General features: G+C 43.2%; 21 protein-coding genes. 15 read left to right on the forward strand and 6 right to left on the reverse strand.

The annotated features are described in order from the left end of the window. The first annotated feature begins 29 nt into the window (after positions 1–29). The 9 genes from cbiM (at position 30) to CRO04_RS05545 (ending at position 9667) form a co-directional block, all read left to right on the forward strand. Positions 30–1031 (forward strand): cobalt transporter CbiM, encoded by a 1002-nt coding sequence (gene cbiM, locus CRO04_RS05505; protein WP_097003232.1) that lies wholly within the window; start codon positions 30–32, stop codon positions 1029–1031. Next, positions 1024–1848, forward strand: coding sequence for an energy-coupling factor transporter transmembrane component T family protein (locus CRO04_RS05510; protein WP_242974350.1), 825 nt, complete (start codon positions 1024–1026; stop codon positions 1846–1848). The genes cbiM and CRO04_RS05510 overlap by 8 nt, the downstream gene beginning before the upstream one ends. 1 nt (position 1849) lies before the next feature. Continuing rightward, on the forward strand, positions 1850–2605 hold the full coding sequence (locus CRO04_RS05515; RefSeq protein WP_097003233.1) for an energy-coupling factor ABC transporter ATP-binding protein: 756 nt from the start codon (positions 1850–1852) through the stop codon (positions 2603–2605). A gap of 104 nt (positions 2606–2709) precedes the next feature. Continuing rightward, positions 2710–3282, forward strand: coding sequence for a hypothetical protein (locus CRO04_RS05520; RefSeq protein WP_097003234.1), 573 nt, complete (start codon positions 2710–2712; stop codon positions 3280–3282). Positions 3283–3538: 256 nt separating this feature from the next. Further along, the gene (locus CRO04_RS05525) at positions 3539–4993 is read left to right on the forward strand and encodes a glycoside hydrolase family 43 protein (protein ID WP_097003235.1); all 1455 of its coding nucleotides are present in this window, start codon (positions 3539–3541) and stop codon (positions 4991–4993) included. 17 nt (positions 4994–5010) lie between these two features. After that, positions 5011–7833 (forward strand): family 43 glycosylhydrolase, encoded by a 2823-nt coding sequence (locus CRO04_RS26745; RefSeq protein WP_097003236.1) that lies wholly within the window; start codon positions 5011–5013, stop codon positions 7831–7833. Positions 7834–7988: 155 nt separating this feature from the next. Next, a complete protein-coding gene (locus CRO04_RS05535) occupies positions 7989–8597 on the forward strand; it encodes a hypothetical protein (RefSeq protein ID WP_097003237.1) in 609 nt (202 codons plus the stop codon). A gap of 1 nt (position 8598) precedes the next feature. After that, complete coding sequence (locus tag CRO04_RS05540) at positions 8599–8787, forward strand: GHKL domain-containing protein (protein ID WP_166432478.1); 189 nt, start codon at positions 8599–8601, stop codon at positions 8785–8787. 82 nt (positions 8788–8869) lie between these two features. Then, positions 8870–9667: a CPBP family intramembrane glutamic endopeptidase gene (locus tag CRO04_RS05545; protein ID WP_097003239.1), complete on the forward strand. Its 798-nt coding sequence runs from the start codon at positions 8870–8872 to the stop codon at positions 9665–9667. A 95-nt stretch (positions 9668–9762) separates the two neighbouring features. Here the strand turns inward: CRO04_RS05545 and CRO04_RS26550 are convergent, their stop codons facing one another. Then, positions 9763–11715, reverse strand: a complete 1953-nt coding sequence (locus CRO04_RS26550) for an NAD(P)/FAD-dependent oxidoreductase (RefSeq protein ID WP_207654402.1) — start codon at positions 11713–11715, stop codon at positions 9763–9765. 21 nt (positions 11716–11736) lie between these two features. Beyond that, a complete protein-coding gene (locus CRO04_RS26555) occupies positions 11737–12894 on the reverse strand; it encodes an iron-containing alcohol dehydrogenase (RefSeq protein WP_207654403.1) in 1158 nt (385 codons plus the stop codon). A gap of 281 nt (positions 12895–13175) precedes the next feature. On the opposite strand from CRO04_RS26555, the gene CRO04_RS05555 reads away from it, so the two are divergent. The 5 genes from CRO04_RS05555 to CRO04_RS05575 all read left to right on the forward strand — a co-directional run bounded on the left by CRO04_RS05555 (position 13176) and on the right by CRO04_RS05575 (position 19629). Beyond that, positions 13176–14435, forward strand: a complete 1260-nt coding sequence (locus CRO04_RS05555; RefSeq protein ID WP_097003240.1) for a PucR family transcriptional regulator — start codon at positions 13176–13178, stop codon at positions 14433–14435. Between the two features lie 23 nt (positions 14436–14458). Next, positions 14459–15403, forward strand: a complete 945-nt coding sequence (locus CRO04_RS05560) for a hypothetical protein (protein ID WP_097003241.1) — start codon at positions 14459–14461, stop codon at positions 15401–15403. A gap of 89 nt (positions 15404–15492) precedes the next feature. Continuing rightward, entirely contained in the window at positions 15493–15915 is a 423-nt protein-coding gene (locus tag CRO04_RS05565) for a MarR family winged helix-turn-helix transcriptional regulator (RefSeq protein ID WP_097003242.1), read from the forward strand. Between the two features lie 94 nt (positions 15916–16009). Then, entirely contained in the window at positions 16010–17770 is a 1761-nt protein-coding gene (locus CRO04_RS05570; protein ID WP_097003243.1) for an ABC transporter ATP-binding protein, read from the forward strand. Continuing rightward, positions 17767–19629 carry an ABC transporter ATP-binding protein gene (locus CRO04_RS05575; RefSeq protein WP_207654404.1) on the forward strand — a complete coding sequence of 621 codons (1863 nt, stop codon included), beginning with the start codon at positions 17767–17769 and terminating at the stop codon, positions 19627–19629. Before CRO04_RS05570 ends, CRO04_RS05575 begins: the two co-directional genes overlap by 4 nt. Here the strand turns inward: CRO04_RS05575 and CRO04_RS05580 are convergent. Genes CRO04_RS05580 through CRO04_RS05595 form a run of 4 tightly spaced genes read right to left on the reverse strand, consistent with a single transcriptional unit; the run spans position 19626 to position 23510 of the window. Next, positions 19626–20432, reverse strand: coding sequence for an ABC transporter ATP-binding protein (locus tag CRO04_RS05580; RefSeq protein ID WP_097003244.1), 807 nt, complete (start codon positions 20430–20432; stop codon positions 19626–19628). The two genes, CRO04_RS05575 and CRO04_RS05580, sit on opposite strands and share 4 nt — an antisense overlap. Beyond that, positions 20429–21466, reverse strand: coding sequence for a FecCD family ABC transporter permease (locus CRO04_RS05585; protein WP_097003245.1), 1038 nt, complete (start codon positions 21464–21466; stop codon positions 20429–20431). The genes CRO04_RS05580 and CRO04_RS05585 overlap by 4 nt, the downstream gene beginning before the upstream one ends. Next, positions 21466–22461: a FecCD family ABC transporter permease gene (locus CRO04_RS05590; protein WP_097003246.1), complete on the reverse strand. Its 996-nt coding sequence runs from the start codon at positions 22459–22461 to the stop codon at positions 21466–21468. The genes CRO04_RS05585 and CRO04_RS05590 overlap by 1 nt, the downstream gene beginning before the upstream one ends. Continuing rightward, positions 22458–23510: an iron-siderophore ABC transporter substrate-binding protein gene (locus tag CRO04_RS05595; RefSeq protein WP_097003247.1), complete on the reverse strand. Its 1053-nt coding sequence runs from the start codon at positions 23508–23510 to the stop codon at positions 22458–22460. The genes CRO04_RS05590 and CRO04_RS05595 overlap by 4 nt, the downstream gene beginning before the upstream one ends. A 161-nt stretch (positions 23511–23671) precedes the next feature. Here CRO04_RS05595 and CRO04_RS26120 point away from each other — a divergent pair, with 161 nt between their 5' ends. After that, positions 23672–23836, forward strand: a complete 165-nt coding sequence (locus CRO04_RS26120; protein ID WP_166432479.1) for a hypothetical protein — start codon at positions 23672–23674, stop codon at positions 23834–23836. The last annotated feature ends 15 nt before the right edge of the window (positions 23837–23851 follow it).

Consider the following 23851-nt stretch of genomic DNA (forward strand, 5'->3'; position numbering starts at 1 on the left):
AAGTAAAATTATGAAAGGCTGGTAGGAAGATGCATATTCCAGACAATTATTTAAGCCCGTCAACGTGTGCCGCTATGGGGGCTGCTATGGTTCCCGTTTGGACAAAGGCAGTCAGAAAGGTGAAGGAAGAGATCCCTAAAGCAAAAATACCATTGCTTGGTGTAGGCGCGGCGTTTTCATTTCTTCTTATGATGTTTAATGTACCGCTTCCGGGAGGAACGACAGGCCATGCTGTGGGAGGAACGCTTCTGGCGATATTAATGGGACCTTATGCTGCCTGTATCAGCGTTACGGTAGCACTGTTTATACAGGCACTGTTATTTGGCGATGGCGGTATTCTAGCCTTTGGGGCGAATTGTTTTAATATGGCATTTATTTTACCGTTTTTTGGATATTATATTTATAAACTGATAAAAGATCATGTAAGGTCAGAAAAAGGAGAGTACCTGGGCATCGTTCTGGGGTCTTATGCGGGGATTAATGTAGCTGCATTATGTGCTGCAATTGAATTTGGAATTCAGCCGCTTTTATTTAAAGATGGTGCAGGGCAGGCGCTTTATTGCCCTTACCCCTTTTCGGTCTCCATACCTGCGATGCTGATTCCCCATTTGCTGGTTGCAGGAATTGTAGAAGTCGTCTTTACAGCTGCAATTATTATTTACATAAAAAAAGTATCTCCAGGTACATTTTACAAGGGAGCCAGGGTAAAAACGAAAGCCGTTTATGGTCTGGTAGCTGGACTGATCTGCTTTACTCCTCTTGGCCTTATGGCAACCGGTACTGCATGGGGAGAGTGGGGTGCAGATGAAATTAAAGAGGTTGTAACAGGAGGGAACGCATTAGGATTTGTTCCTCAAGGAATGAAGGAAGGTTTTAATTTTAATGCGGTCATGCCTGATTATGCAGTAAGCGGTCTGCCCGAAGCTGCCGGATATTTATTATCTGCTGTTGCTGGTGTGGCAATCATGATCATTTTCTTTAAGATACTCAGTAATCTGAAAAAAGACAAGGCTGGAAATAACGTTGGATAATGCAGAAAATAAGCCGGCAGATCTGCCGGATTGGCTTTTGAAAGATGAAAACTATATACCGTTAGTTGATAAGGATACTTTTGTTAATAAAAGTATCCTGTCTGTATTTAAGGTTTTATCAAGAATAAAAAAACAGGATTCACAAGGGTTAACGGGATCCCGAATTCATGTTCCAATTCATGTTTTAGGTACATTTCTTCTTATTATGCTGGTTTCTCTAACGAGAAGTTTTATATTTGTAATCATTGTAAATGTCTGGCTGCTGGCGGTTTTAAGTATGATAGATTCAGAACGGCTGGTAAGAATCTTAAAGTTGAGTGCAGGTGTTACCTTATGCACTGCTGTGGTAATGCTTCCGGCATTTATTTTGGGTAATACTTATAGCAGCATTATGATTACAACGAAGGTTTTTGCGACAATCACTGCAATGGGGCTGCTTTCCCACACTGCAAAATGGAGTGCCCTTACGGAAGCGCTGAAAAAATTTTATATGCCTGATATTTTTATCTTTATTCTGGATATCACGATAAAATATATTGATTTGCTGGGTGAATTGTCGCTAAATATGTTTTACGCATTAAAACTTCGGTCTGTTGGGAAGAACCGCAGCAAGTATTCGTCAATGGCAGGTATTGCAGGATCTGTGTTTCTTCAGTCAAAAGAACTTGCTGAAGATATGTACCATGCCATGGAATGCAGGGGATTTACAGGCGAGTATCACATTAATAATAAATCAGAGCTAAAATGGCTGGATTATCTCTATATCGTGATAAATACTGGCTTTTTAATACTGTTTATTTACTTCGGAAGGATGTAACATGATTGAACTGAATGATATTTGCTTTTCGTATTCGGATACGATTGCATTAAATCACATTAATCTCAGCATAAAAACAGGTGAGGCAATTGCATTAATGGGGGCAAATGGCTGTGGTAAGTCAACTCTGCTGAAACTGATAAATGGAATTATATCAACAGACAAAGGAAGCTATCGGTTTCACGGTGAAGATGTGACCCATAAAAAGCTGCAGGATTCGCAATTTTCTAAACTCCTACATCAGAGAATTGGATTCGTATTTCAGAATTCCGATACACAGCTGTTTTGTTCCAGTGTCTATGATGAAGTGGCTTTCGGACCGAGACAGATGGGGTATACGGAGTCAGAGGTGGAGAGCAGGGTAAATGACTGCCTTGCTTTGCTGGGCATACAGGAATTCAGTAAGAGAACTCCCTATCATTTAAGCGGCGGAGAAAAACGCAAAGTTGCGATTGCGTGTGTAATGTCTTTAAATCCGGAGGTTCTCGTTCTTGATGAACCAATGAACGGGCTTGACCCAAAAACGCAAAGATGGCTGGTGGATTTTTTAAATAAATGGAACAAAGCGGGGAAGACATTGATAACCTCCACTCATAATCTGGACCTGGTCCAGGAAATTTCCAAAAGGTCCATTCTCTTTGATGAAACACATACAATAGTGGCAGATGGGAAGACAGAAGAACTGCTGATGGATGAAGAGCTGTTAAAGAGAGTGAATCTTGTGGATCAGTCCTATTGTTATCACAAAGGCTTATAACGTGAGATTTTATGAGATAGTACAGAACTCTGGTCACAATCATTATAAGGGGAAAGTCGTATGAAAAAAAAGATTATCTTATTTGCAGCAGCGATGCTGATATCATGTTTAATTGCCGGCTGTCAGGTGGAAAAAAAGCGGATAAGTTTCATCGGGAGCTGGAGAACATCAGTAAAATTAATTCAAAAGATGATAAAGACACCGGATCAGATAATAAAGTGGGAAATCTGGATGAAAATCGTATTATATCGGATCAGTCATTTCAGACTGAGTTAGACGATTGGAGAGATGTGAGGTTTGTTTCCTATAGTCCAAAGGAAGATTCTGATTTTGAAGATGTCTCATTTTACCTGATGAAAGATAATAAAGTAGTTTACTCATTTCCGTATTATGGTGAGAATAATAAAACGGATCAATATGCCGGACTGTTTGACAGTGTGGAGTCTGTGGCATTTCAGGATGTGAATGGTGATAATCTAAGGGATGTAATCGTTATTATTAACTACATTACCGGTGCCGGTCCCCAGGGGATGGAGCCCCGTCCCAAAGTCAGGATATTCCTGGCGGATAAAAAGGACTTTGTTCTGGCAAAGGAAATGACAGATGATGTTAATGATCATGTAGAGGAAAAAGATATGAGTATGGATCATATTTTAGAATATCTGAAAAATAAATAGCGGCTGAGCAGGCGTCCTGGATGTTCGAGAACATCTGGGGCGCCTGTCTGTCTTTACATGCAGCTGTACTTTGGAGTATGTTCCGTTATATTTGTTAAATTAAAACGTTTATTAAATAATAGTAAAAAAAATTTCCTGGTTTACAAATTCTCCCCCCCATTCTTTCTATTAAGTAGATTTGCAGATCAATTGTTTCTCCCTTTATGCCGGCTAAGGGGGATCATTTGAAATTAATAATTATAGGAGGTAATGAATCATGAGTACGACAATTGCAAAATCGGTAGGTAATTCCAACCCCCTCATCGATCATCATTTAGGAGCGGATCCCTTTGCACTGACTTATAATGGAAGAGTATATATTTATATGTCCAGTGATAATTACGAGTATAATCCAGATGGATCAATCCGGGAAAATGGGTTTAATAATTTAAAAAGCGTTTTTGTAATATCATCAGAAGATATGGTGAACTGGACTGACCATGGGGCCATTCCTGTGGCAGGTGCAAATGGAGCAAACGGAGGGCAGGGAATTGCAAAATGGGCAGGCGGTTCCTGGGCGCCGGCTGCAGCTGTGAAAAATATTAATGGAAAGGACAAATTCTTCCTTTACTTTGCCAATGGCGGAGCTGGAATCGGCGTATTGACAGCGGACAGCCCCATCGGACCGTGGCATGATCCGCTAGGAAGAGCGCTTGTCACGTCAAGCACACCTGGCGTCGCCGGTGTGGTGTGGCTCTTTGATCCGGCTGTATTTGTAGACAGTGATGGAACAGGTTATTTATATTGCGGTGGCGGTATTCCCGGGGGGCAGAGACCGTCACAGTCCCAAATAGCAAATCCCAGGACAGCCAGAGTTCTTCGTCTGGGAGCGGATATGACAAGTATTGTGGGAAGTGCCGTTACCATCGACGCACCTTTCATGTTTGAGGATTCTGGAATCCATAAGCATAATGGAGTTTACTATTACTCTTATTGTATTAACTTTTCCGGCTCTCACCCGGGCAATATACCTCCGGGAGAAATCGGATACATGACCAGCAGAAGTCCCATGGGGCCATTTACCTATGCAGGCCATTTCTTAAAGAATCCAGGCAGTTTTTTCGGAGCCGGCGGTAATAACCACCATTGTGTTTTCCAGTTTAAGAATCAGTGGTATGTGGTTTATCATGCCCAGACCGTAAGTCTGGCTTTATACGGTTCCGGAAAAGGATACCGTTCACCCCATATTAATCCGTTGTACCATAACGGTGACGGAAGCATCCGTGAGGTTGCTGCAAACTATGCAGGAGTGGGTCAGCTTTCCAATTTAAATCCTTATAATCGGGTTGAGGCGGAAACCATCGGCTGGAACGGCAGAATTTTAACAGAGAAAAGCTATGCCTGGGGAGGTCCAGAAAGCAATCAGAATGTAACCGGAATTCAAAACGGAGACTGGGTCGCAGTTGGTAATGCAGATTTTGGGTCCGGAGGTGCCAGAAGCTTTAAGGCAAACGTAGCCTCCACATCAGGGGGGAAAATCGAGGTACGTCTTGACAGTGTGAACGGCAGGCTTGTGGGAACACTGAATGTGCCCAATACAGGCGGAATGCAGAACTGGAGAACAGCAGAAACATCCATCAATGGAGCCACAGGTATACATAAACTGTTCTTTGTATTTACTGGAAATGGATACGGGAACTTGTTTAATTTTGATTATTGGCAGTTTTCTTAAACGGAAAGGAGTTTTTTATGGAAGATGTAATGAAAGATGAGATGAGAACAGCATGGCAGTCTGATAATGGAAATGGTACCTACACCAATCCAATTTTAAATGCGGATTATCCCGACATTGCAGCCATTCGGGTTGGAAGCGATTTTTACATGGTCAGCTCCACATTTGTATCCTTTCCCAGTATACCAATTATGCACTCAAAAGATCTGGTAAACTGGGAAATAATCGGATATGTTACAGCAGATTTAAACGGAACCGGAAAATCCTATACACTCACCAACAGCTTTGAGGATTATGGGCATGGCTGCTGGGCTCCTACCATTGCATATCGAAACGGTGTTTATTATGTGGGAATTTATCAGGCGCAGGGCAGATTCATTCTGTGTACCGCCACAAATCCGGCAGGTCCTTATACAAAAACAGTATTTGACCGGGGATTTCATGATCCTGCACTGTTTCTTGATGATGACGGAACGGGTTATATCATTTCAGAAGCAAATGATGTGAGAATCAGCAGACTGAGCGGGGATTATAAATCTGTAGTGGACAGCAGAGTGAGCACCCGTATCGAGGGTGCTACCGGAAGATATCTGGTGGAAGGAACCCATGTGATTAAAAAGAACGGATTTTACTACATATTCCGGAACTCTACACCGCCGGAATCCTTTACCTATTGTCTGCGGTCCAGAAATATTTACGGGCCATATGAGACGAGAATATTATTAAATGGACCTAGTATACCAGGCGGAAGCCAGATCCATCAGGGAGGACCCATTGATACCCCGACCGGGGAGTGGTGGTTCTATGTATTTCAGGATGGCGGCGGCTTAGGCCGCAGGGATATTCTGGTACCGATGCAGTGGCAGAATGACTGGCCGGTTCTTGGTGATCCATCCACAGTCCGGAATGTAACAATCGCTGGAAAAAGCTACCCAATGGGCAATGTTCCCATTACCTACAGAAAACCCAATGTAGGTGCTTCTTATCCGGTCCGTACCATACCCGATACCGATGATTTTAATTCCCCTGTTCTGGGTGTTCAGTGGCAGTGGAATCATTATCCGGATAACAGTAAGTGGTCATTGCGTGAGCGTCCGGGCTACTTAAGACTTCATGCTAAACAGGCCAATAACTTATGGCGGGCTTCCAATACCTTAACTCAGAGAGTACAGGGCCCTGGCTGTCAGGGAACCATTGAACTGGATACAGCCAATATGGCAGATGGGGATCAGGCCGGACTCTGCCTCCTTAACATTCCTTATGGATCCATTGGTGTGGTAAAATCAGGGGGTGTGAAAAGGATTGCAGCCAATATCAATGCCAAAGAAGACGGACAGGGAGTGATTACCAATGGTCCGGTGCTTTACAATCAGATCGTCTACCTGCGGGTGGATGCAGACCTTCTTACCAATAAGGCAGTATTTTCCTACAGTACAGATAATATTACCTTTACCCGTCTTGGCGGACAGCTGAATATGCCGTTCGACCTGGGATTCTTCCAGGGAGATAAGTTTGGTATCTATAACTTTAACACAGCTTCTTCGGGCGGATTCGTTGATGTTAACTGGTTCCGTTTTACTTCCTCAAAAGGAAGAACTTCAGGTATGTCAGAGACTGCCGTTACAGAAGAAATGCTGGAAACAGATATGGCAGCCGCAGCATCAGGGGGCGATGCAGCCATTAATCTGGCAGCGCAGAAACAGCTGATCCGGGGCTTTGGCGGAATCAACCACCCGGCCTGGATTGGAGATTTAACCGCGGCCCAAAGAGAAACTGCCTTCGGAAACGGTAATAACCAGCTGGGATTTACAGTTCTAAGAATCTATATAGACGAAAACAGGAATAACTGGAGCAGAGAGCTGGCAACTGCCAGAAAGGCAAAGGAAAAAGGAGCCATACTTTTTGCTTCCCCATGGAATCCGCCCAGTGATATGGTAGAGATGTTCACCCGTGACGGAGTAAGTAACCAGAAGCGTTTAAGATACGATAAATACGCAGCCTATGCCCAGCATCTCAATGACTTTGTATCATATATGAGAAATAATGGAGCGGAGCTGTATGCCATATCTGTTCAGAATGAGCCGGATTATGCTCATACCTGGACCTGGTGGACTCCGTCTGAGATGCTGAATTTCATGAAAAATTACGCAGGGTCTATAAACTGCAGGGTCATTGCACCAGAGTCATTTTCTTATATGAAGAACATGTCAGATCCAATTTTAAATGATTCCAGGGCACTTGCCAACATGGATATCCTGGGAGCCCATCTTTACGGCACGCCGGAGAGCAGCTTTGCGTATCCGCTGTTTAAACAGAAGGGAGCCAATAAGGAACTCTGGATGACGGAGGTATATTATCCAAACAGCAATAACAATTCTGCAGATTTGTGGCCGGAGGCGCTTGAGGTTTCCTATCACATTCACAATGCCATGGTATTAGGAGATTTCCAGACCTATGTGTGGTGGTACATCCGCAGACAGTACGGTCCGATGAAGGAGGATGGTACAATCAGTAAACGTGGCTATAATATGGCTCATTTCTCAAAGTTTGTCAGACCTGGATATGTAAGAGTGGACGCCACCAGAAATCCGGCTTCCAGTGTCTATGTGTCTGCTTATAAAGGAGATAATAAGGCAGTAATTGTAGCGATTAATAAAAACACATATACTGTCAGCCAGAAATTTACATTCCAGAACGGAACGGGAGGTTCGGTTTCTTCCTGGATTACAGACGGAAGCAGAAATCTTGCAGCAGGATCCGGTTACAGCGTATCCGGGAACTCATTTACAGCCCAACTTCCAGGCAGAAGTGTGACAACCTTTGTTACAAATTTAAGATAATACGGAACATATAACAAGAATGAGGCAGGGGGCTTTGACAATCGGTCAGGGTGCCCTGTTTCACGGTTTTATTTCTTAAGTTATCAGATCTTATGTTTACTAGAATGGAAAGCGGTATTATAATACGTTTATATCAGGAAAGTGAGAGGAGAAAGATGAAGAAAGAATTACCTTATTTCAGTATTGGAGATTCCTTTGGTGGAAATCAGGACTGGTTTCGGGATCCGATGATGCATTTAGGCGGCTGCGGAGCAGCAGCTGCATGTGATGTCTGCATTAATCTGGCATTCCATCACAACAAAACTCATCTGTATCCATTTGAAATCCAAAGACTTGACAAAGATGCTTATATTAAATTTTCCGTCATAATGAAACCTTATTTAAGACCGCGCTTCGGGGGAATCGATACCCTTGAAGTATTTATAGATGGTTTTAATCAGTATTTAAAATACGTAAATGAGCAGAGAATACAGATGTCCGGCTGTCCTGGTGATACTCCGGTAAAGGAAGCTGCAAGTAATGTGAAAGATCAGATTGACAGGGGAATACCTATCCCATTTTTACAGCTGCGCCATAAAAATGTGAACTTTAAGGATCTGGTCTGGCATTGGTTTATGCTGGTGGGATATGAAGAATTTGAGAATGAATTTTATGTAAAAATTGCCACTTACGGCGGATTTCGATGGATTTCCTTCAATGAACTGTGGGAGACTGGTTATAAGCGTAAGGGTGGAATGGTGCTTCTGCGGGAGCCGGAAGAGTAAGGTGATAAGGACGGCATTTTTATCTGTTACAACAAAAGGGGATTATATCAATCATGGGTTTGGTATGGGAAATATAAGACTGGCAGTGGAAAAATATAAGGGGCATATGGAGTATCATTTGGAAAATGAGGGCGATCTGCAGTACTTTGTTCTGGAGATTCTTTTGTTCGTACACAATACAACACGGTAGAAACATTTCACAACAAAAATTACCTGGGGAAGTCATCCGGAGTTATGATTAATCATGAAATCTGGCAAAGGAGACAAAAGAAATGAGTTATGATTCCCAAACAAACCAAAAACAATGGAATAAAAAAGAAATAAGAAAAAATACGAACAAACTGGTCCGAGGGGTCCTTTTGTATGAGCTGATTATGTTTCTTATTGTAATTGCTGATATTACCCGCAGGATCATGAATACTTTCCGCAACTCAGATTTTAATATGGATGCGGTTCTTGATGAGGCCATAAAGAGCGGCACTTCCAGTATCATTGCGGTGATTCTGGGATTGGCTTTTTTATTCTTTTATTTTAAAAAGAGTGACTCCAGGAAGCTGGTATTTTACACCAGAGATAAAATGACCGGGCGGTCATTCCTGGTTCTGCTGACCGTTTTTATGTCCGCGCAGGCTGCGTTCAGTTTGTTAGGCGGTGGCATGGAGTTGGGCTTTAACCAATTTGGTTATAGTATTCTGGGAGAAATTAAAGATGCTTCAAGTAACAGCAGTACAGTATCTATGTTATTGTACGCCTCCTTCATAGGACCTGTTTCAGAAGAAATTATTTTCCGAGGCTTCGTTATGAGAGGGTTTGAAAAGTATGGTGCGCGATATGCGGTGGTGATGTCCGCTGTTATCTTTGGATTGTTCCATGGAAATATGATTCAGAGTATCTTTGCAGGACTGGTTGGCCTGATCCTGATGAAGAAAACGGAGTTAAGAGAAAGAATGAAAGAAACAAAGATTGACGGAGGATTACTGGGGGCGACATGTTCTTCCATATGGCTGCTGATCTTTTTTGCCTTTCAGTTATTTCAGGGAATATCCGGGATAGAAAAGCTGCCTGTTTAAAATATAAGTGCCCGCTTCTTTAAGACAGGAGGCGGGCACTTTGTGCGCATAGCACGAAATGAGTTTTTTATTTACTGTGTCAGGCAGCTGCTAAATCAGCGAAGTCTGTATGCCTCGCGGTATCCGGAAGCAACAGCCTGCTTGATTCTGCCGATGTGATTGGCATCACCGATCACAATCACGTTCTCAAATTCTTTTTTCAGCTCATCAGCCAGCTGGTTATCGGGTTTTACCCCAAGTGAAAGTACGACAGCGTCTGCATCCAGCTTTTTCTTATTACCTTCTTTATCTTCTAAGACAACTCCGTCAGGTAAAATCTCAAGCAGTTTATGACCGGGGTAATATTCAGGATTAGAAGCGCCCAGCTTTTTCTTAATATCAGTCAGCGGCTGCCAGTAAGCTCCTGGTCCTATTTCATCTGCCATGTCCACAATTTCCAGATTATTTCCCAAACTTGCAAGCAGTTCTGCAGTCTCCATACCAGTAAGACCAGAACCAATGACTGCTATTTTCTTATGTGAAAATGATGTCTTTCCGCTTAAAATCTCGTCTGCTGTATAGACATTGGAACCATTCACACCAGGGATAGTTCCGGGAATGACTGGCTTTGATCCGGTTGCAACAAATACTGCGTGGGGATTCAGCTTTTTAATTTCCTCTGCTGTGGCAGGTGTGTTAAGCCGGACGTTCACATTCAGCTTCTTAAACATGCTTTCATAGTATTCGCCCATCCAGCCCATTTTTTCTTTGCATGGTGGCTTTGATCCAAGCCATACCTGACCCCCGAGATGATCACATTTTTCAAATAATGTAACTGCAAAACCTCTCTGAGCAAGAGTAAGTGCGGCTTCCATGCCTGCAGGACCGGCTCCGATTACGGCGATACAGCGTCCATTTCCGTTGTTTTCTATGTCATTATAGAACCATTCCTTTCCTGTACGGGGGTTGACAGAGCAGTTTATTCCATCAAACATTGTTTCCATACAGTTAAGGCAGGAGATACAGCGGCGGATCTCATCGGTACGTCCGCTTTTGGCTTTATTACACCATTCCGGATCGGCAAGCAATCCCCGGGCAATAGTGACACCGTCTGTACGTCCCTGTGCAATGATACTTTCAGCAAATTCCGGATTACGGATAACTCCAACTGCAAACACGGGTACATCGATTACTTTTTTAATCTCTTCCGCAAGATATACCTTCCAGCCTTCCGGATAAGACACTGGTTCCCAGGCCTCGTTCATGGTCTCATATACACCTGCAGAGACATTGACGGCATCAATTCCAAACGGTACTAAATACTTCACGATTTCAATGGATTCCTCCAGCTTTAAACCAGTTTCGTTTTCTGGAATTGGGAATACAGAGCGCTCCAGGAATTCATCTGCTGATATTCTCAGCATAATTGGGTAGTCGCCCAATCTCTCACGTATGCCTGTAACAATTTCCTGAATGATACGGGCACGTTTCTGAGGACTGCCGCCGTATTTATCCGTTCTTTTATTGGTATAGGGGGAGAGGAACTGATTGAGCATGTAGCCATGGGCAGCATGGATCTCAACTCCGTCAATTCCGGCTTTTTTACACCGCTCTGCACCGTCTACAAACTGTTTTACAAGCTCTTCTACCTGTTCGGTTGTCATCTCAAAGCAGGGCCAGTTTATAAGCAGGCTTTTTACGCCGCTGGGGGTTGCGCACATGCCGTTTGGTACTGCGGTCTGGCGGCCCGGGTGGTGAAGCTGAACAAAGATGGCACCGTCATAGTAGTGAACTGCATCGGCAAGTCTGGTAAGATCCGGAATAAACTTATCATCAGTGACCGAGGTCTGGCGGTCACCCATCATACCATGCTCATCATTTACACGGGTTACTTCGTTGACGATCAGTCCGACTCCTCCCTTAGCCCGGGCCGCATAGTATGCGATTTCCTTATCAGAGACAGTCTGGTCAGGATTTGCAGTCATGTTTCCCATTGCGCCCATTACTACGCGGTTTCGGATTGTTAAAGAGCCTATTTTTAAAGGAGAAAATAAATTTGGATAATTCATAATAAATCCTTTCTGTTTGTTTTACTGGTAAGTGTCATAGACTTTTGCCATCATATCCGTAATAATGGCTTCGTCCTGTGGAACGATGCATCCCATGCGCATCATCTCACTGAGTGCGTAGTTAACGGTGGATAAAACCTGCTCTCTGGTGATGCCCAGGTCTTTCATGGAAGGAATTCCGATTCTCCGGTTAAATGAACGGACAGCATCTGCCAGCTTTGTGGGCAGCTCTTCATCAGAAGAAATCTCCAGTTCAAATATTTCCGCAACCTTGCGGTAGATTTCCGGTCTGGCGCCGGCAACCAGTTCGATGACAGATGGGGTTACCAGAGCACAGCCGATTCCATGAGGGACATGTAATCTTGCGCCCAGCGCATGTGCCATGGCATGTCCTACATTTACCTGGGAATCCTGGAAGGCAATTCCGGCAAAATTGCTGGCTATGGCCAGATTATAACGGGCCTCTTTGCAATCTGGATTTTCAACCGCTACAGGCAGCCATTTATAGATGCGTTCCATGCTGTTGAGGGCTAATGTGTCGGAATGGGGATTTGGCATTACGTTGCAGAGACATTCGTTGCAGTGGGAAAATGCATCCATGCCGGTGTAGGCAGTGATCGTTTTACCCAGTCCTACCGTTAAATCAGGATCTACAATAGCAGCATTTGCCCACACAATGCAGCCACACTTCTGATGTGTGTCGGTATCTGTAATAACTGCAACAAAAGTGGATTCCGATCCGGTTCCGGAGGTTGTGGGGACCATAATTGTTTTAAGGGCCGGATTTAATGTGACCGGATTCGCCGGATCGAAATGTATCATCTTTTTAATATCAACGGTTTTCTTATTTGTAAAATATAAAGCAATTCCTTTGGCTGTATCAAGACTGGAACCGCCGCCGCATCCAATGATTCCGTCTGCTCCTGTGCTTTCTGCTAGCTTTGCGCCCTCTATAACGGTCGTGTCGGGGGCATCCATTTTTACTCCGTCATAAACGCTGACGTTTATTCCGCTTTTTAAAAGGCTGTCGATGACTTTCTGTGGAATTCCTGTTTCAACAATCGTTTTTTCTGTTACCACCAGTACATTAGTCATCCCTAATTCTTTTGCTATGGTACCTGTGTTATTAACTTCCCCTGAACCAAAATAAACCGGACATAATTGTGAATATCTTGACATTGTGACATCTCCTTATTATGATAGTAGTAGAAAATGTTTGTTACGATAATAACAATCTCTCTGCTCAGTGTAACAATTATAAGTGGTGCCTGCAATGGTACAGATTATGAAATTTTAAACCGGAAATTGTCATGATAAGATAGGCGGCGTTTGTCTGAGACAGACAAACACCGCCTGTGCAATTTGTTGAAATTTTACAACCGGTTGCCAGATAAGTATGATAAAATTGATAAATATGGACGACTTGATTAACAGACGAAAAAGAAAGGCGATGACGATTTATGCTGACTGATCCTGAAACTGGAAAAAATAATGAGGATTTTATTAATAAGCTTCTTGACGTATCCAACAGCAGTCATAACATTCAGCTGCTGCTGGACATTGGATATCAGGAGCTTGGTAATCCTCTGCTGCTGGTTGACGTTGCCCTCTGTTTTGTTGCACAGACCGGTGGCGGTCTCATTACAGATGAACCACTTTGGGACTGGACACTTTCCAAAGGCTATGTAACGGAAGAATACGTAAAATATATATTAAGCGGTGACAATACGGAGTATGATCCCGGGGAGGAATGGTCGACGGGGGACTCAAGACTTATCTGGCAGGATGGCCTTCTTCACCACAGACAGCTGGTAGGTAAAATCAACAGAAACGGAATTCCCATCGGTTATCTGAAGCTTTTAGAATACAACCAGCCCATAACCGAAGAGGCAGTGAACAAGCTGAAAATATTATGTAAATTTCTTGCAATTTGTATGAACTCCTCCATGGGAACATTGGATCAGGAGAATTCACTGATTGATACCCTCCTGACCTCTATGCTGACCCAGCGTCTGTATGACAAATATGCGATTGATGAAAGGGTAAACCGCTTTGGACTAAAGTTATATGAAAATCTATCCGTAATAGTATTGGGAACCAGGGGTCTTGTTTCTGATAAAATCTATTTTATAAAGAAAAAAATGAAGAATTTTTTAAATCGGGAGACGGTTATCACGTTTAAGGGTAATCTGGTAATTCTGTATGACTGTAAAACTAAAGTACCGTTTTCTGAAAATGAATTGATCAATCTGGAGAAATTATGTGCTGATTTTGATTTGAAAGCGGGCATAAGCAATTCATTTAAGGAAATTCATATGTTCGAATCTTTTTACCGCCAGGCATTGACGGCATTGGAGCTTAGTACGGAAACTAATAGTAAAGAACGGGCCGCGTACTATGATGATTACTGCGTTCATCATATGGTAAGCCTGTTTTCGGAACACAGTGATCCGGCAGTTTTAATTCATCCTGCCATTAAGTTTTTAAAAGAACATGATATAGATAATAGCAGTGAATTATATACGACTTTAAAAGCGTATATAAAAAATAATCAGGATTTACAGATGACTTCATCGGCTCTGCATATTCATTACAATACTCTGAAATACCGGATCAACAAGATCATAGAACTCACTGACCTGGCTTTTTCGGATGAAACAATTTTTCGTCTGCATCTGTCATTTCTAGTATATGATTATATGGCTGAAACAGGTAAATAAAATCACACAAATATGGAGGCATTATGAATAAAAAACATTTGTTTATTATAATTGCAGTGTCCTGCCTGACAGCGGGATGCCAGAAAGGGGGAGCGTCGGACCATTTGCAGGAAACAGAGAGTACGACTGCCATCTCAATTCAATCTACCCAGGAAAGCAGCTCCCAGACCGCCGGAGAGTCAGTGGAAAAAGCAGATTACACGAAATATTTAAAAAAGAACTGGATCAGAAATACAGATGTTAATTTTCCGGAAAACGGAGGTTTATCCATCGTGATTTCCAGTATAAAGGATGGGAAAATTAAGGGGGAGATCTCAGCGGTGAGCAGTGGTCCTGCTTATAATATGGACAGCGCCGGATTTGAGGGAACTGTGGATGGAGACAAGGCCCAGTGCCAGCTGGTGGATGATTCCAGAGGAAATAAAGGAACTGTAACACTTATGTTTGAATCTCCGGACATTCTTAAAGCTTCAGTTGCAATTACAGAGAGGTCAGAAGATAATATTATGACGCTTCCGGAAGGCACTTTTGAGTTCTCACCTGACAATCTGAAAAGCATAGAGGGGTTTGAACCGATTGAGGAGCAGTCCTTCCTGGTAGATATGGATTCATGGGGGAAAGTAAGGTTTGTATCAGGGAAACTTACCGCAGGCAGCCATATACCTGCCGTATTTTATCTGACAGATGAAGAAGGAAATATTTTTTATGAGTTTAATACAACATTTCCCTACAGTGTGGATGTAAAGGCTGTTTCATTTAAGGATTTAAATAAAGACGGGTTAAAGGATATTATTATAATCGTTTCGGATAACTATGAAGGTCCTTCAGGACCACCCATCGCAAATGTCTGTTTCCAGCAAAAAGATGGTACCTTTGTGACGGATTATGGGCTTTGTCAGGAAATTAATGATTCCGGAAATAATAAGGATATTCAAACAGTTGCCGATTATATTATGAATAAAAAATAAAAATTAAAAACTGGTATTGACAAAATTATTAATAGTGTATATAGTTAACTGTGTTAGGTAAAACAATTATTATTTAAGAAGGTGAAAAGATGGATTATACAAGCCTGGCCAGAGAATATATTCAGGTAATGCATCAGATGCGCAATAAAAGTGGACAGAAGAAGATTCATGACTCCATGCATGGCGAGCATTTTATACTCTTTTATATCTCTATGCGTAAGGGCGGTATCATTCCAAGTGAAATCAGCAATGAAATGGGAATAACCTCTGCCAGGATTGCGGCAGTTCTTAACAGCCTGGAGGCAAAAGGCCTGATCACCCGGAGGATTGATACAGAGGACCGGAGAAGAATTCTTGTTGAGTTAACAGAGGCAGGAAGAGAATATGTAAATGAGCATCGTAATACGATTATGAAAATTACCATAAATATGCTTCAGTATCTGGGAGAAGAGGATTCGACGGAACTGATCCGGATAATGAAGAGACTTGCGGAAAGAAATCCGGATGATTAATTTAGATATGCGGCCGAATAATGGCTGCATATTTTATCAAAAATAACTAATACTGTTAGTATATAACTGGGTTAGGAAAAAAGGAGAAAAATATATGATAAAATTATTGAAGCGTTTGAAAATGGCAGAATGGGTCCAGGTATTTGCCAGTCTGCTCTTTATTGTTGCCCAGGTCTGGCTGGATTTAAGGCTTCCGGATTTTATGTCTGAAATTACGAAATTGACACAAATTCCTGGAAGTGAGTTGGCAGATATATGGAGGGCAGGCGCAAAGATGTTAATCTGCGCTCTGGGCAGCGTGATATCTGCGACTGCAGTCGGTTTCTTTGCGGCGCGGATTGCGGCATCCTTTTCACAAAGAATGAGAAGTCTTTTGTTTTCTAAAGTGGATTCCTTCTCAATGGAGGAGATCAACCGTTTCTCTACAGACAGCCTGATCACACGGTCCACCAATGATATAACCCAGGTGCAGATGCTCATTACCATGGGATTGCAGATGCTTATAAAGGCTCCGATCATGGCAGTATGGGCTATTACCAAAATAGCAGGAAAAGGATATGCGTGGACAATGGCAACGGGTCTTACAGTAGGAATCATGGTTGTAGTAATTGGAACTATTATGATATTTATTATGCCCAAATTTAAAAAAATGCAGATACTCACGGATAATCTAAATCGTGTCACAAGAGAGAATCTGACCGGATTGCGTGTGGTAAGGGCATATAATGCAGAACGTTTTCAGGAAGAAAAGTTTGAACAGGCAAACGGAGAACTGACTGATACTCAGTTATTCACGAACCGCGGTATGGCGATCATGCAGCCCATGATGAGTGCATTAATGAGCGGTCTTTCCCTGGCAATTTACTGGACCGGAGCTTATTTCATTAACGGAGCACAGGCTATGGACCGTCTGACGCTGTTTTCCAACATGGTGGTATTTTCTTCTTATGCGGTTCAGGTAATCATGTCCTTTATGATGATGGTGATGATTTTTATTCTGCTTCCAAGAGCTTCCGTATCAGCGAAACGTATTAATGAGGTACTTGAAACAAAACCGGTTATCATCGATGGCCATAAGGAAGATGGGGAGATGGGATTAGAAGGAACGGTTGAGTTTAAGAATGTCAGCTTTCAATATCCTGGAGCTGCCGACTATGTATTGGAAAATGTGAGCTTTTCCGCAGGAAAAGGGGAAACCGTAGCGTTTATTGGCTCTACCGGAAGCGGAAAGAGCACACTGATCAGCCTGATCCCCAGATTTTATGATGCAACGCAGGGAGAGATTCTGGTTGATGGGGTGAATGTAAAGGACTTTACCCAGGAGGCACTGCATAATAAAATCGGATATGTGCCCCAGAAGGCAGTTCTGTTTCGGGGAACGGTAAGCAGCAATGTGGCATTTGGGGACAACGGAAAAGAAAAACCGCTGCCGGAAGAAGTTCAGTCAGCAGTGAGGATTGCGCAGGGTAGCGAATTTGTGAAGAAAATGGAAAGACAGTATGAGGCAGAAATTGCGCAGGGTGGCACCAACGTGTCCGGAGGACAGAAACAGCGTCTTGCCATTGCCCGGGCAGTCTGCCGTAAGCCGGAAATCTATATTTTTGACGACAGCTTTTCTGCATTGGATTATAAGACGGACCGTGTATTGAGATCCGCTTTGAAAAAAGAGTCCCGGGGAGCAACCAGTCTGATAGTAGCACAGCGGATCGGAACGATACTGGATGCAGATCAGATTATCGTTCTTGATGAAGGAAAGGTAGTTGGAAAGGGGACTCACAGGGAGCTGCTGCACAACTGTGAGGTTTATAAGGAAATCGCGATGTCTCAGCTTAGTCAGGAGGAACTGATATCATGAGTGAACAAAGAGAAAAGAATTCACAGGCAGGTACAATGCCGCATGGTCCTATGGGAAAAGGACCCATGGGGCAGACGGGGGAGAAACCGAGAGATTTTAATGTAACGATGAGAAAACTTCTGGAGTATTGCAGGCGTTATCTTCCTGCTATTATATTCTCCCTGGCAGCGGCTGCTGCAGGAACTGTATTACAGATTATAGGACCGGATAAACTGAAAGATTTAACAAATGAAATCATGAAGGGGCTTCCTGCCATGATTAATGGAAAACCTGTTTTGGGCTCCATTGACATGAGCGCAGTTTCCAGAATTGGCTGGATGCTGATTGCTTTTTATGTGATTTCCTTTCTTTTAAACTATATACAAAGTCTGATTATGGCAACCGTTACACAGGTGATATCAAAAAAGATGAGGACCGATATCTCGAAGAAGATGAACCGTCTGCCATTAAAATATTTTGATACCGTAAGCTTTGGTGATGTATTAAGCCGTGTGACCAATGATGTGGATGCCATCGGTCAGACGTTAAATCAAAGTGTTGGTACCTTAATTACGGCAATTACGATGCTGTCTGGTTCGTTGATCATGATGTTTTATAACAGCTGGATTCTGGCGCTTACCGCGGTGATTTCCAGTGTAACAGGATTTGGATTCATGATGATTATTATGAAAGGGTCCCAGAAATATTTTAAAGAGCAGCAGACGGAATTAGGTCATATCAATGGTCTGATCGAGGAAGTTTATACAGGTCATAATGTTGTCAAGGTATATAATGGCAGCAGGGAAGCGAAAGAGGCTTTTGAAAACAGCAACCGCAGTTTATACAAAAGTGCATGGAAATCACAGTTTTTATCAGGACTGATGATGCCGCTTATGAGTTTTATCGGGAACTTTGGTTATGTCGCAGTCTGTGTGGTTGGTGCAGCTCTTGCAATGGAAGGAAGAATCACCTTTGGTGTGATTGTGGCATTCATGATGTACAGCCGTTTATTTACACAGCCTTTATCCCAGATTGCCCAGGCAATGAACAATCTTCAGAGAACAGCAGCAGCCAGTGAGCGTGTTTTTGAGTTTCTTGATGGAACGGAGCTTGAGAATGAGTCCGGCAAAAACAAGGTTTTGACTGATGTAAAAGGAACGGTGGAATTTAAGAATGTTAATTTTGGTTATACACCGGATAAACCGGTGATTAACAACTTCTCTGCCAGAATAGAAGCCGGGCAGAAGGTGGCAATCGTAGGACCTACAGGAGCGGGAAAGACCACCATGGTTAATCTGCTTATGAGATTTTATGAGACAGATGGGGGTCAGATCACGATTGACGGAGTTCCGGTTGATCAGGTGCCCAGAGAAAGTGTGCATGCACAGTTTGGCATGGTATTACAGGATACCTGGCTGTTTGAGGGAACCATTCGGGATAATATTATTTACAGTAAAAAAGGAGTGACGGATGAAGATGTAGTAAATGCATGCAAAACTGTGGGACTGCATCATTTTATCATGACATTGCCAAACGGATATAATACTATATTAAATGATAAGGCAAGTTTGTCAGAAGGGCAGAAGCAGCTGATTACCATAGCCAGGGCTATGATACAAAACGCTCCGTTATTAATCCTTGATGAAGCTACCAGCTCCGTCGATACCCGTACGGAACGTATGGTTCAGGCAGCTATGGATCAGCTTACGGCAGGGAGAACATCCTTTGTTATTGCCCACCGGCTTTCCACGATAAAAAATGCAGACTTAATTCTGGTGATGAAGGATGGAGATATTATTGAAAGCGGTAATCATGAGGAACTGCTATCAAAGAACGGATTTTATGCACAGCTTTATAACAGTCAGTTTGAGGCGGCTTAAAGGGCTGTTTTCAGGTGATGCCTGCCTTTTGGTACTATCAGTGGCGTGAGAGACACGGGATCTTCCGTAACCATGCAGTTTAATCCGTAGATTTCTTTCATCAGTTCTGGTGTGATGATTTCTTTGGGGTGTCCCTGCGCTGCCAGTGATCCTCTCTTCATGGCAAAGAGATAGTCTGCATAGCGGGCGGATAAATTGATATCGTGGAGAACCATAACGATGGTAGTCATCTTCTTTCTGTTTAAATCTGTAAGCAGATCCAGTATTTCGATCTGATAGGAAATATCAAGAAATGTAGTCGGTTCATCTAAAAGCAGAATATCGGTCTGCTGTGCCAGTGCCAGAGCTATCCATACGCGCTGGCGCTGACCGCCGGAAAGTTCATCAATACTGCGGTCGGCCAGTTTCGTAATTCCCATAATTTCCATGGCTTCTTCTACGGCCTGGAAATCGTGGCTGGTCATAGTTTTCATAAATTGACGGTAAGGGAAACGGCCGCGGGCCACCAGATCAGTAACCTTAATACCATTAGGCGCCGTAGGAGACTGGGGCAGGAGTCCCAGATTCTGTGCCACCTGTTTTGGAGGAAGCGCAGATATATTTTTCCCATCCAGAAGAACGTGTCCCTGGGAGGGGGTTATCAGTCTTGAAAAAGACTTAAGCAGAGTAGATTTACCGCAGCCGTTTGCACCGATAATGACGGTGATTTTTTTATCAGGAATAGTAAGGCTGATATCGGAAATGATTTTTTTGCTGTCATAACCGGCAGACACTCTGTCTGCGGAAAGTATGTGGCTGTTCATGATATGTTTTCTCCTTTGCGGTTTGTATGAAGCAGCAGAAACAATAAGTATGGAGCCCCAAGGATGCCGGTAATCACACCGACTGGATATCGGGAGGGCAAGGCAAACTGGCCTGCTAAATCACCGGTCAGAACCAGTACGGAGCCCATAAGGGCAGAGATGATTAAATTACTTCGGCCACTGCCAGCCAGCCTTGCTGCTATGGGACCGGAAAGAAATGCTACGGAAGCGATCGGACCTGTTACAGAGACTGCAAATGCAATCAGCACGATGGAACAAAGTATCAGAAGCAGTCGTATGGTTTTTATGTGCACCCCCAGCGTGATGGAATAGGTTTCACCCAGCTGAAGCGTCATGAGATGCCGGTTTAACAGTAAAATTATGCCGCCAGATAATATGACGGCAATGAAAAGCCTTGGTATCTGGTCTGTTTTAACTCCGTTCAGGCTTCCGTTCAGCCATCGCAGTGCACTGGCAACATCATATTCGGAGGCCTTTAAAAGAAGCCAGGAAATGACTGCATTCAGAAATGCCTGTATGCCGATTCCGGTTAAGATCAGCCTGCCATTGGAAAAGCCATTTCCTCTGGAAAGAAAATAGATCAGACTTGAAATGATTATGCCCGAAGCAACTGCAAGGAGGGAAACTTCGTTTTGACTTAATCCCAGGACCAGAATGCCAAATACGGCGGCAGCGCTGGCACCGGAGGTGACTCCGATAATATCAGGACTGGCAAGAGGATTTCCAAGAAGCGTTTGAAACGTATTTCCAGCAAGTCCGAAAGCAAAACCGCATAAAATGGCAGAAAGCATACGGGGAAACCGCAGTGCAGCAATGGTAAAGCCAGCTCCCTTAATTTGTTCCCCCATGAGTACTTGAAAAATGATTGCAGGGGAGTAAATGGTGTTGCCGTATATCATCATAAATGATGCAAGGCAGAGTGTGATCATTAATAATATCAGTGATGTAAAAAAATATCTTTTATTTCTTTTCCGATAACCTTCCGTTATAGAATTAGCTTCATCTGGTTTCATTAGGAATAAACCTTTGCCTTTCTGATGATCAGGATAAACACAGGGGCACCTGCAATGGCGGTGATAATGCCGGATTCCAGCTCTCCAGGTCTGCCAAGAAGACGTCCGGCTACATCAGCAAGAAGGAGAATACAGCTGCCTCCAATTGCAGAGAAAGGAAGAACCTTGTGCATATCAGGACCGAATATGAGTCGCATAAAATGAGGAACCATCAGACCGATAAATCCGATGGGGCCTGCTAATGCAGTTGTAGCAGCACAAAGAAGGACTCCTGCCAAAGCAGCCAGACCACGTATTAAGTTTACTCTCAGACCAAGGCCGGCAGCTGTTTCATCGCCCAGAGCCAGGGTGTTTAAGGAGGAAGCGAGAGAAAAGCTCAGGATAAAGCCTGCCATGAGCCAGGGGAGAATAATTCTGATATCTTCCCATGTAGCACCGCTGATACTTCCTGTCTGCCAAAAACGAAACTGATCCATAACTTGTGTATTTGGCAGCATAACGGTGTTTACCAGAGACTGAAGCGCTGTGCTTGCGGCGGCTCCTGCTAAAGCCAGTTTCATGGGAGTTGCTCCGCCGTAACCTATAAAAGCCAGTCCATAAACAAGTATCGCGGTCATGGCAGCTCCTGAAAATGCAAGGAGAATGTATTGATTTCCAGTGCTGATATGAAAGAAAGATATACCGCAGACAACGAAAAGAGAGGCACCGGTATTCACCCCCAGTATACTGGGATCTGAGATCGGGTTTCTTGTTACAGCCTGCATCAGAGCGCCGGAGATGCTAAGGGCAGCACCTGCAAGAATACCAAATACAGTTCGTCCGATGCGTGCCTGTACTACTGATCCTGAAAAGTCATAACTTCCATTACCAAGTAGTGTCTGAATAACAGTTAAAATATTTAATGATTTAGCGCCATAACTGATGGAGGCGAAAGAGCAGGCAAACAGACAGAGAAAACTGAACAGGCTGATTGTAATTAATTTCTTTCTTGTCATTGTATTTTACCATGTGCTTTGGACAACAGATCAAGATACTCGTCAATTTCAGCGGGGATCGATAAGATGGATGGTGTGCAGGCACCTGCAAGTGCAGAATCGTTTTCAACCAATGCAACTGCCCCGTTTTTAACGGCTGGTATTTCTGACATCAGCGGATCAGCCTTTAATGCACTTAAAAGATTTTCATCACCATATACCACCATCATCTCCACATCGCTTAACTTGTCCGCATTTTCACGGCTTAAAGCAATTGAGAAGTCGTTCGTACCTTCTGCCAGTTTCAGGACACTTTCCGGAAATGCCAATCCCAGATCTGTTAAATAAGCGGCTCTGGGATCTGACGGAAGGTAGACATAAAATGTACTGAAGTCATCGGGACTGATAAAACAGAAAGCGGTTCGGGTACCTGCCAGCTCCGGATGAGCACTTGTTTTTTCCTGAATCAGCGCCTCTACTTCAGCAACCTTAGATTCTCCTTCCTTTTTCATTCCCATTCCGGCAGCATTCATGATAGTCTGTTCGCGCCAATAGGTCTGCCATGGAGCCGTAGGATATGATATAACAGGAGCGATCTGACTAAGCATTTCATATTCTTCTTTCGTCACTCCGGAATAAGAAGCAAGAATTACATCCGGCTGCACATCATTAATCGCCTCATAGTCAAGTCCATCTATATCATCAAACACCACCGGGGTTTCTTGACCTGATGCAGTAATGGCATCGGAAGTCCATGGATGAAGTCGGTTCTCTGTTACAAATCCGTAGTTTGCCGCGGATATACCCACAGGGACGATTCCCAGTGCCAGTGGAGTATCCTGATTTTCCCAGCCGATTGCAGCGATCCTTTCCGGTTTGCTTTCGATTACGGTTTCGCCATATGCGTGAGGAATGACCAGCGGATAGTCTGAAGCTGAATCGTCAGATGCCTCTTCCGGAATATTGGCTGAAGGCTGTGTTTCAGCCGGTTTTGTATTGCTGCAGGCCGATAAGAAAAATGCTGCTATAATTAAGCTGATAGCGCCAGTTAATAGTTGATTTCTTTTCATATGATACTCCTTATATTTCGTGATCTTTAGTTAGCGATGACTAACAAGTATATAATTTATCATAGAATAATAAATATGTCAACCAAAGATACTTTAATATAATCGTTACCTGGCTGTTTGAGGGAACCATACGGGATAATATTATTTACAGTAAAAAGGGAGTGACGAATGAGGAGGTGGTAAATGCCTGCAAAACGGTGGGGCTGCATCATTTTATCATGACATTGCCAAATTGGTATGATACAATATTAAATGATAAGGAAAGTCTGTCAGAAGGGCTAAAGCAGCTGATCACCATAGGGAATGAAAGACAGAGATATTATTGAAATCGGTAATAATGA

This window comes from Lacrimispora amygdalina (assembly GCF_900205965.1).
GTDB classification, from domain to species: domain Bacteria; phylum Bacillota; class Clostridia; order Lachnospirales; family Lachnospiraceae; genus Lacrimispora; species Lacrimispora amygdalina_A.

Bases quoted from the DNA above. Each gene is read 5' to 3' on its own strand.
- cbiM (WP_097003232.1), top strand. From the start codon at position 30: ATGCATATTCCAGACAATTATTTAAGCCCGTCAACGTGTGCCGCTATG.
- CRO04_RS05515 (WP_097003233.1), top strand. From the start codon at position 1,850: ATGATTGAACTGAATGATATTTGCTTTTCGTATTCGGATACGATTGCA.
- CRO04_RS05520 (WP_097003234.1), top strand. From the start codon at position 2,710: ATGTTTAATTGCCGGCTGTCAGGTGGAAAAAAAGCGGATAAGTTTCAT.
- CRO04_RS05525 (WP_097003235.1), top strand. From the start codon at position 3,539: ATGAGTACGACAATTGCAAAATCGGTAGGTAATTCCAACCCCCTCATC.
- CRO04_RS26745 (WP_097003236.1), top strand. From the start codon at position 5,011: ATGGAAGATGTAATGAAAGATGAGATGAGAACAGCATGGCAGTCTGAT.
- CRO04_RS05535 (WP_097003237.1), top strand. From the start codon at position 7,989: ATGAAGAAAGAATTACCTTATTTCAGTATTGGAGATTCCTTTGGTGGA.
- CRO04_RS05545 (WP_097003239.1), top strand. From the start codon at position 8,870: ATGAGTTATGATTCCCAAACAAACCAAAAACAATGGAATAAAAAAGAA.
- CRO04_RS26550 (WP_207654402.1), bottom strand. From the start codon at position 11,715: ATGAATTATCCAAATTTATTTTCTCCTTTAAAAATAGGCTCTTTAACA.
- CRO04_RS26555 (WP_207654403.1), bottom strand. From the start codon at position 12,894: ATGTCAAGATATTCACAATTATGTCCGGTTTATTTTGGTTCAGGGGAA.
- CRO04_RS05555 (WP_097003240.1), top strand. From the start codon at position 13,176: ATGCTGACTGATCCTGAAACTGGAAAAAATAATGAGGATTTTATTAAT.
- CRO04_RS05560 (WP_097003241.1), top strand. From the start codon at position 14,459: ATGAATAAAAAACATTTGTTTATTATAATTGCAGTGTCCTGCCTGACA.
- CRO04_RS05565 (WP_097003242.1), top strand. From the start codon at position 15,493: ATGGATTATACAAGCCTGGCCAGAGAATATATTCAGGTAATGCATCAG.
- CRO04_RS05570 (WP_097003243.1), top strand. From the start codon at position 16,010: ATGATAAAATTATTGAAGCGTTTGAAAATGGCAGAATGGGTCCAGGTA.
- CRO04_RS05575 (WP_207654404.1), top strand. From the start codon at position 17,767: ATGAGTGAACAAAGAGAAAAGAATTCACAGGCAGGTACAATGCCGCAT.
- CRO04_RS05580 (WP_097003244.1), bottom strand. From the start codon at position 20,432: ATGAACAGCCACATACTTTCCGCAGACAGAGTGTCTGCCGGTTATGAC.
- CRO04_RS05585 (WP_097003245.1), bottom strand. From the start codon at position 21,466: ATGAAACCAGATGAAGCTAATTCTATAACGGAAGGTTATCGGAAAAGA.
- CRO04_RS05590 (WP_097003246.1), bottom strand. From the start codon at position 22,461: ATGACAAGAAAGAAATTAATTACAATCAGCCTGTTCAGTTTTCTCTGT.
- CRO04_RS05595 (WP_097003247.1), bottom strand. From the start codon at position 23,510: ATGAAAAGAAATCAACTATTAACTGGCGCTATCAGCTTAATTATAGCA.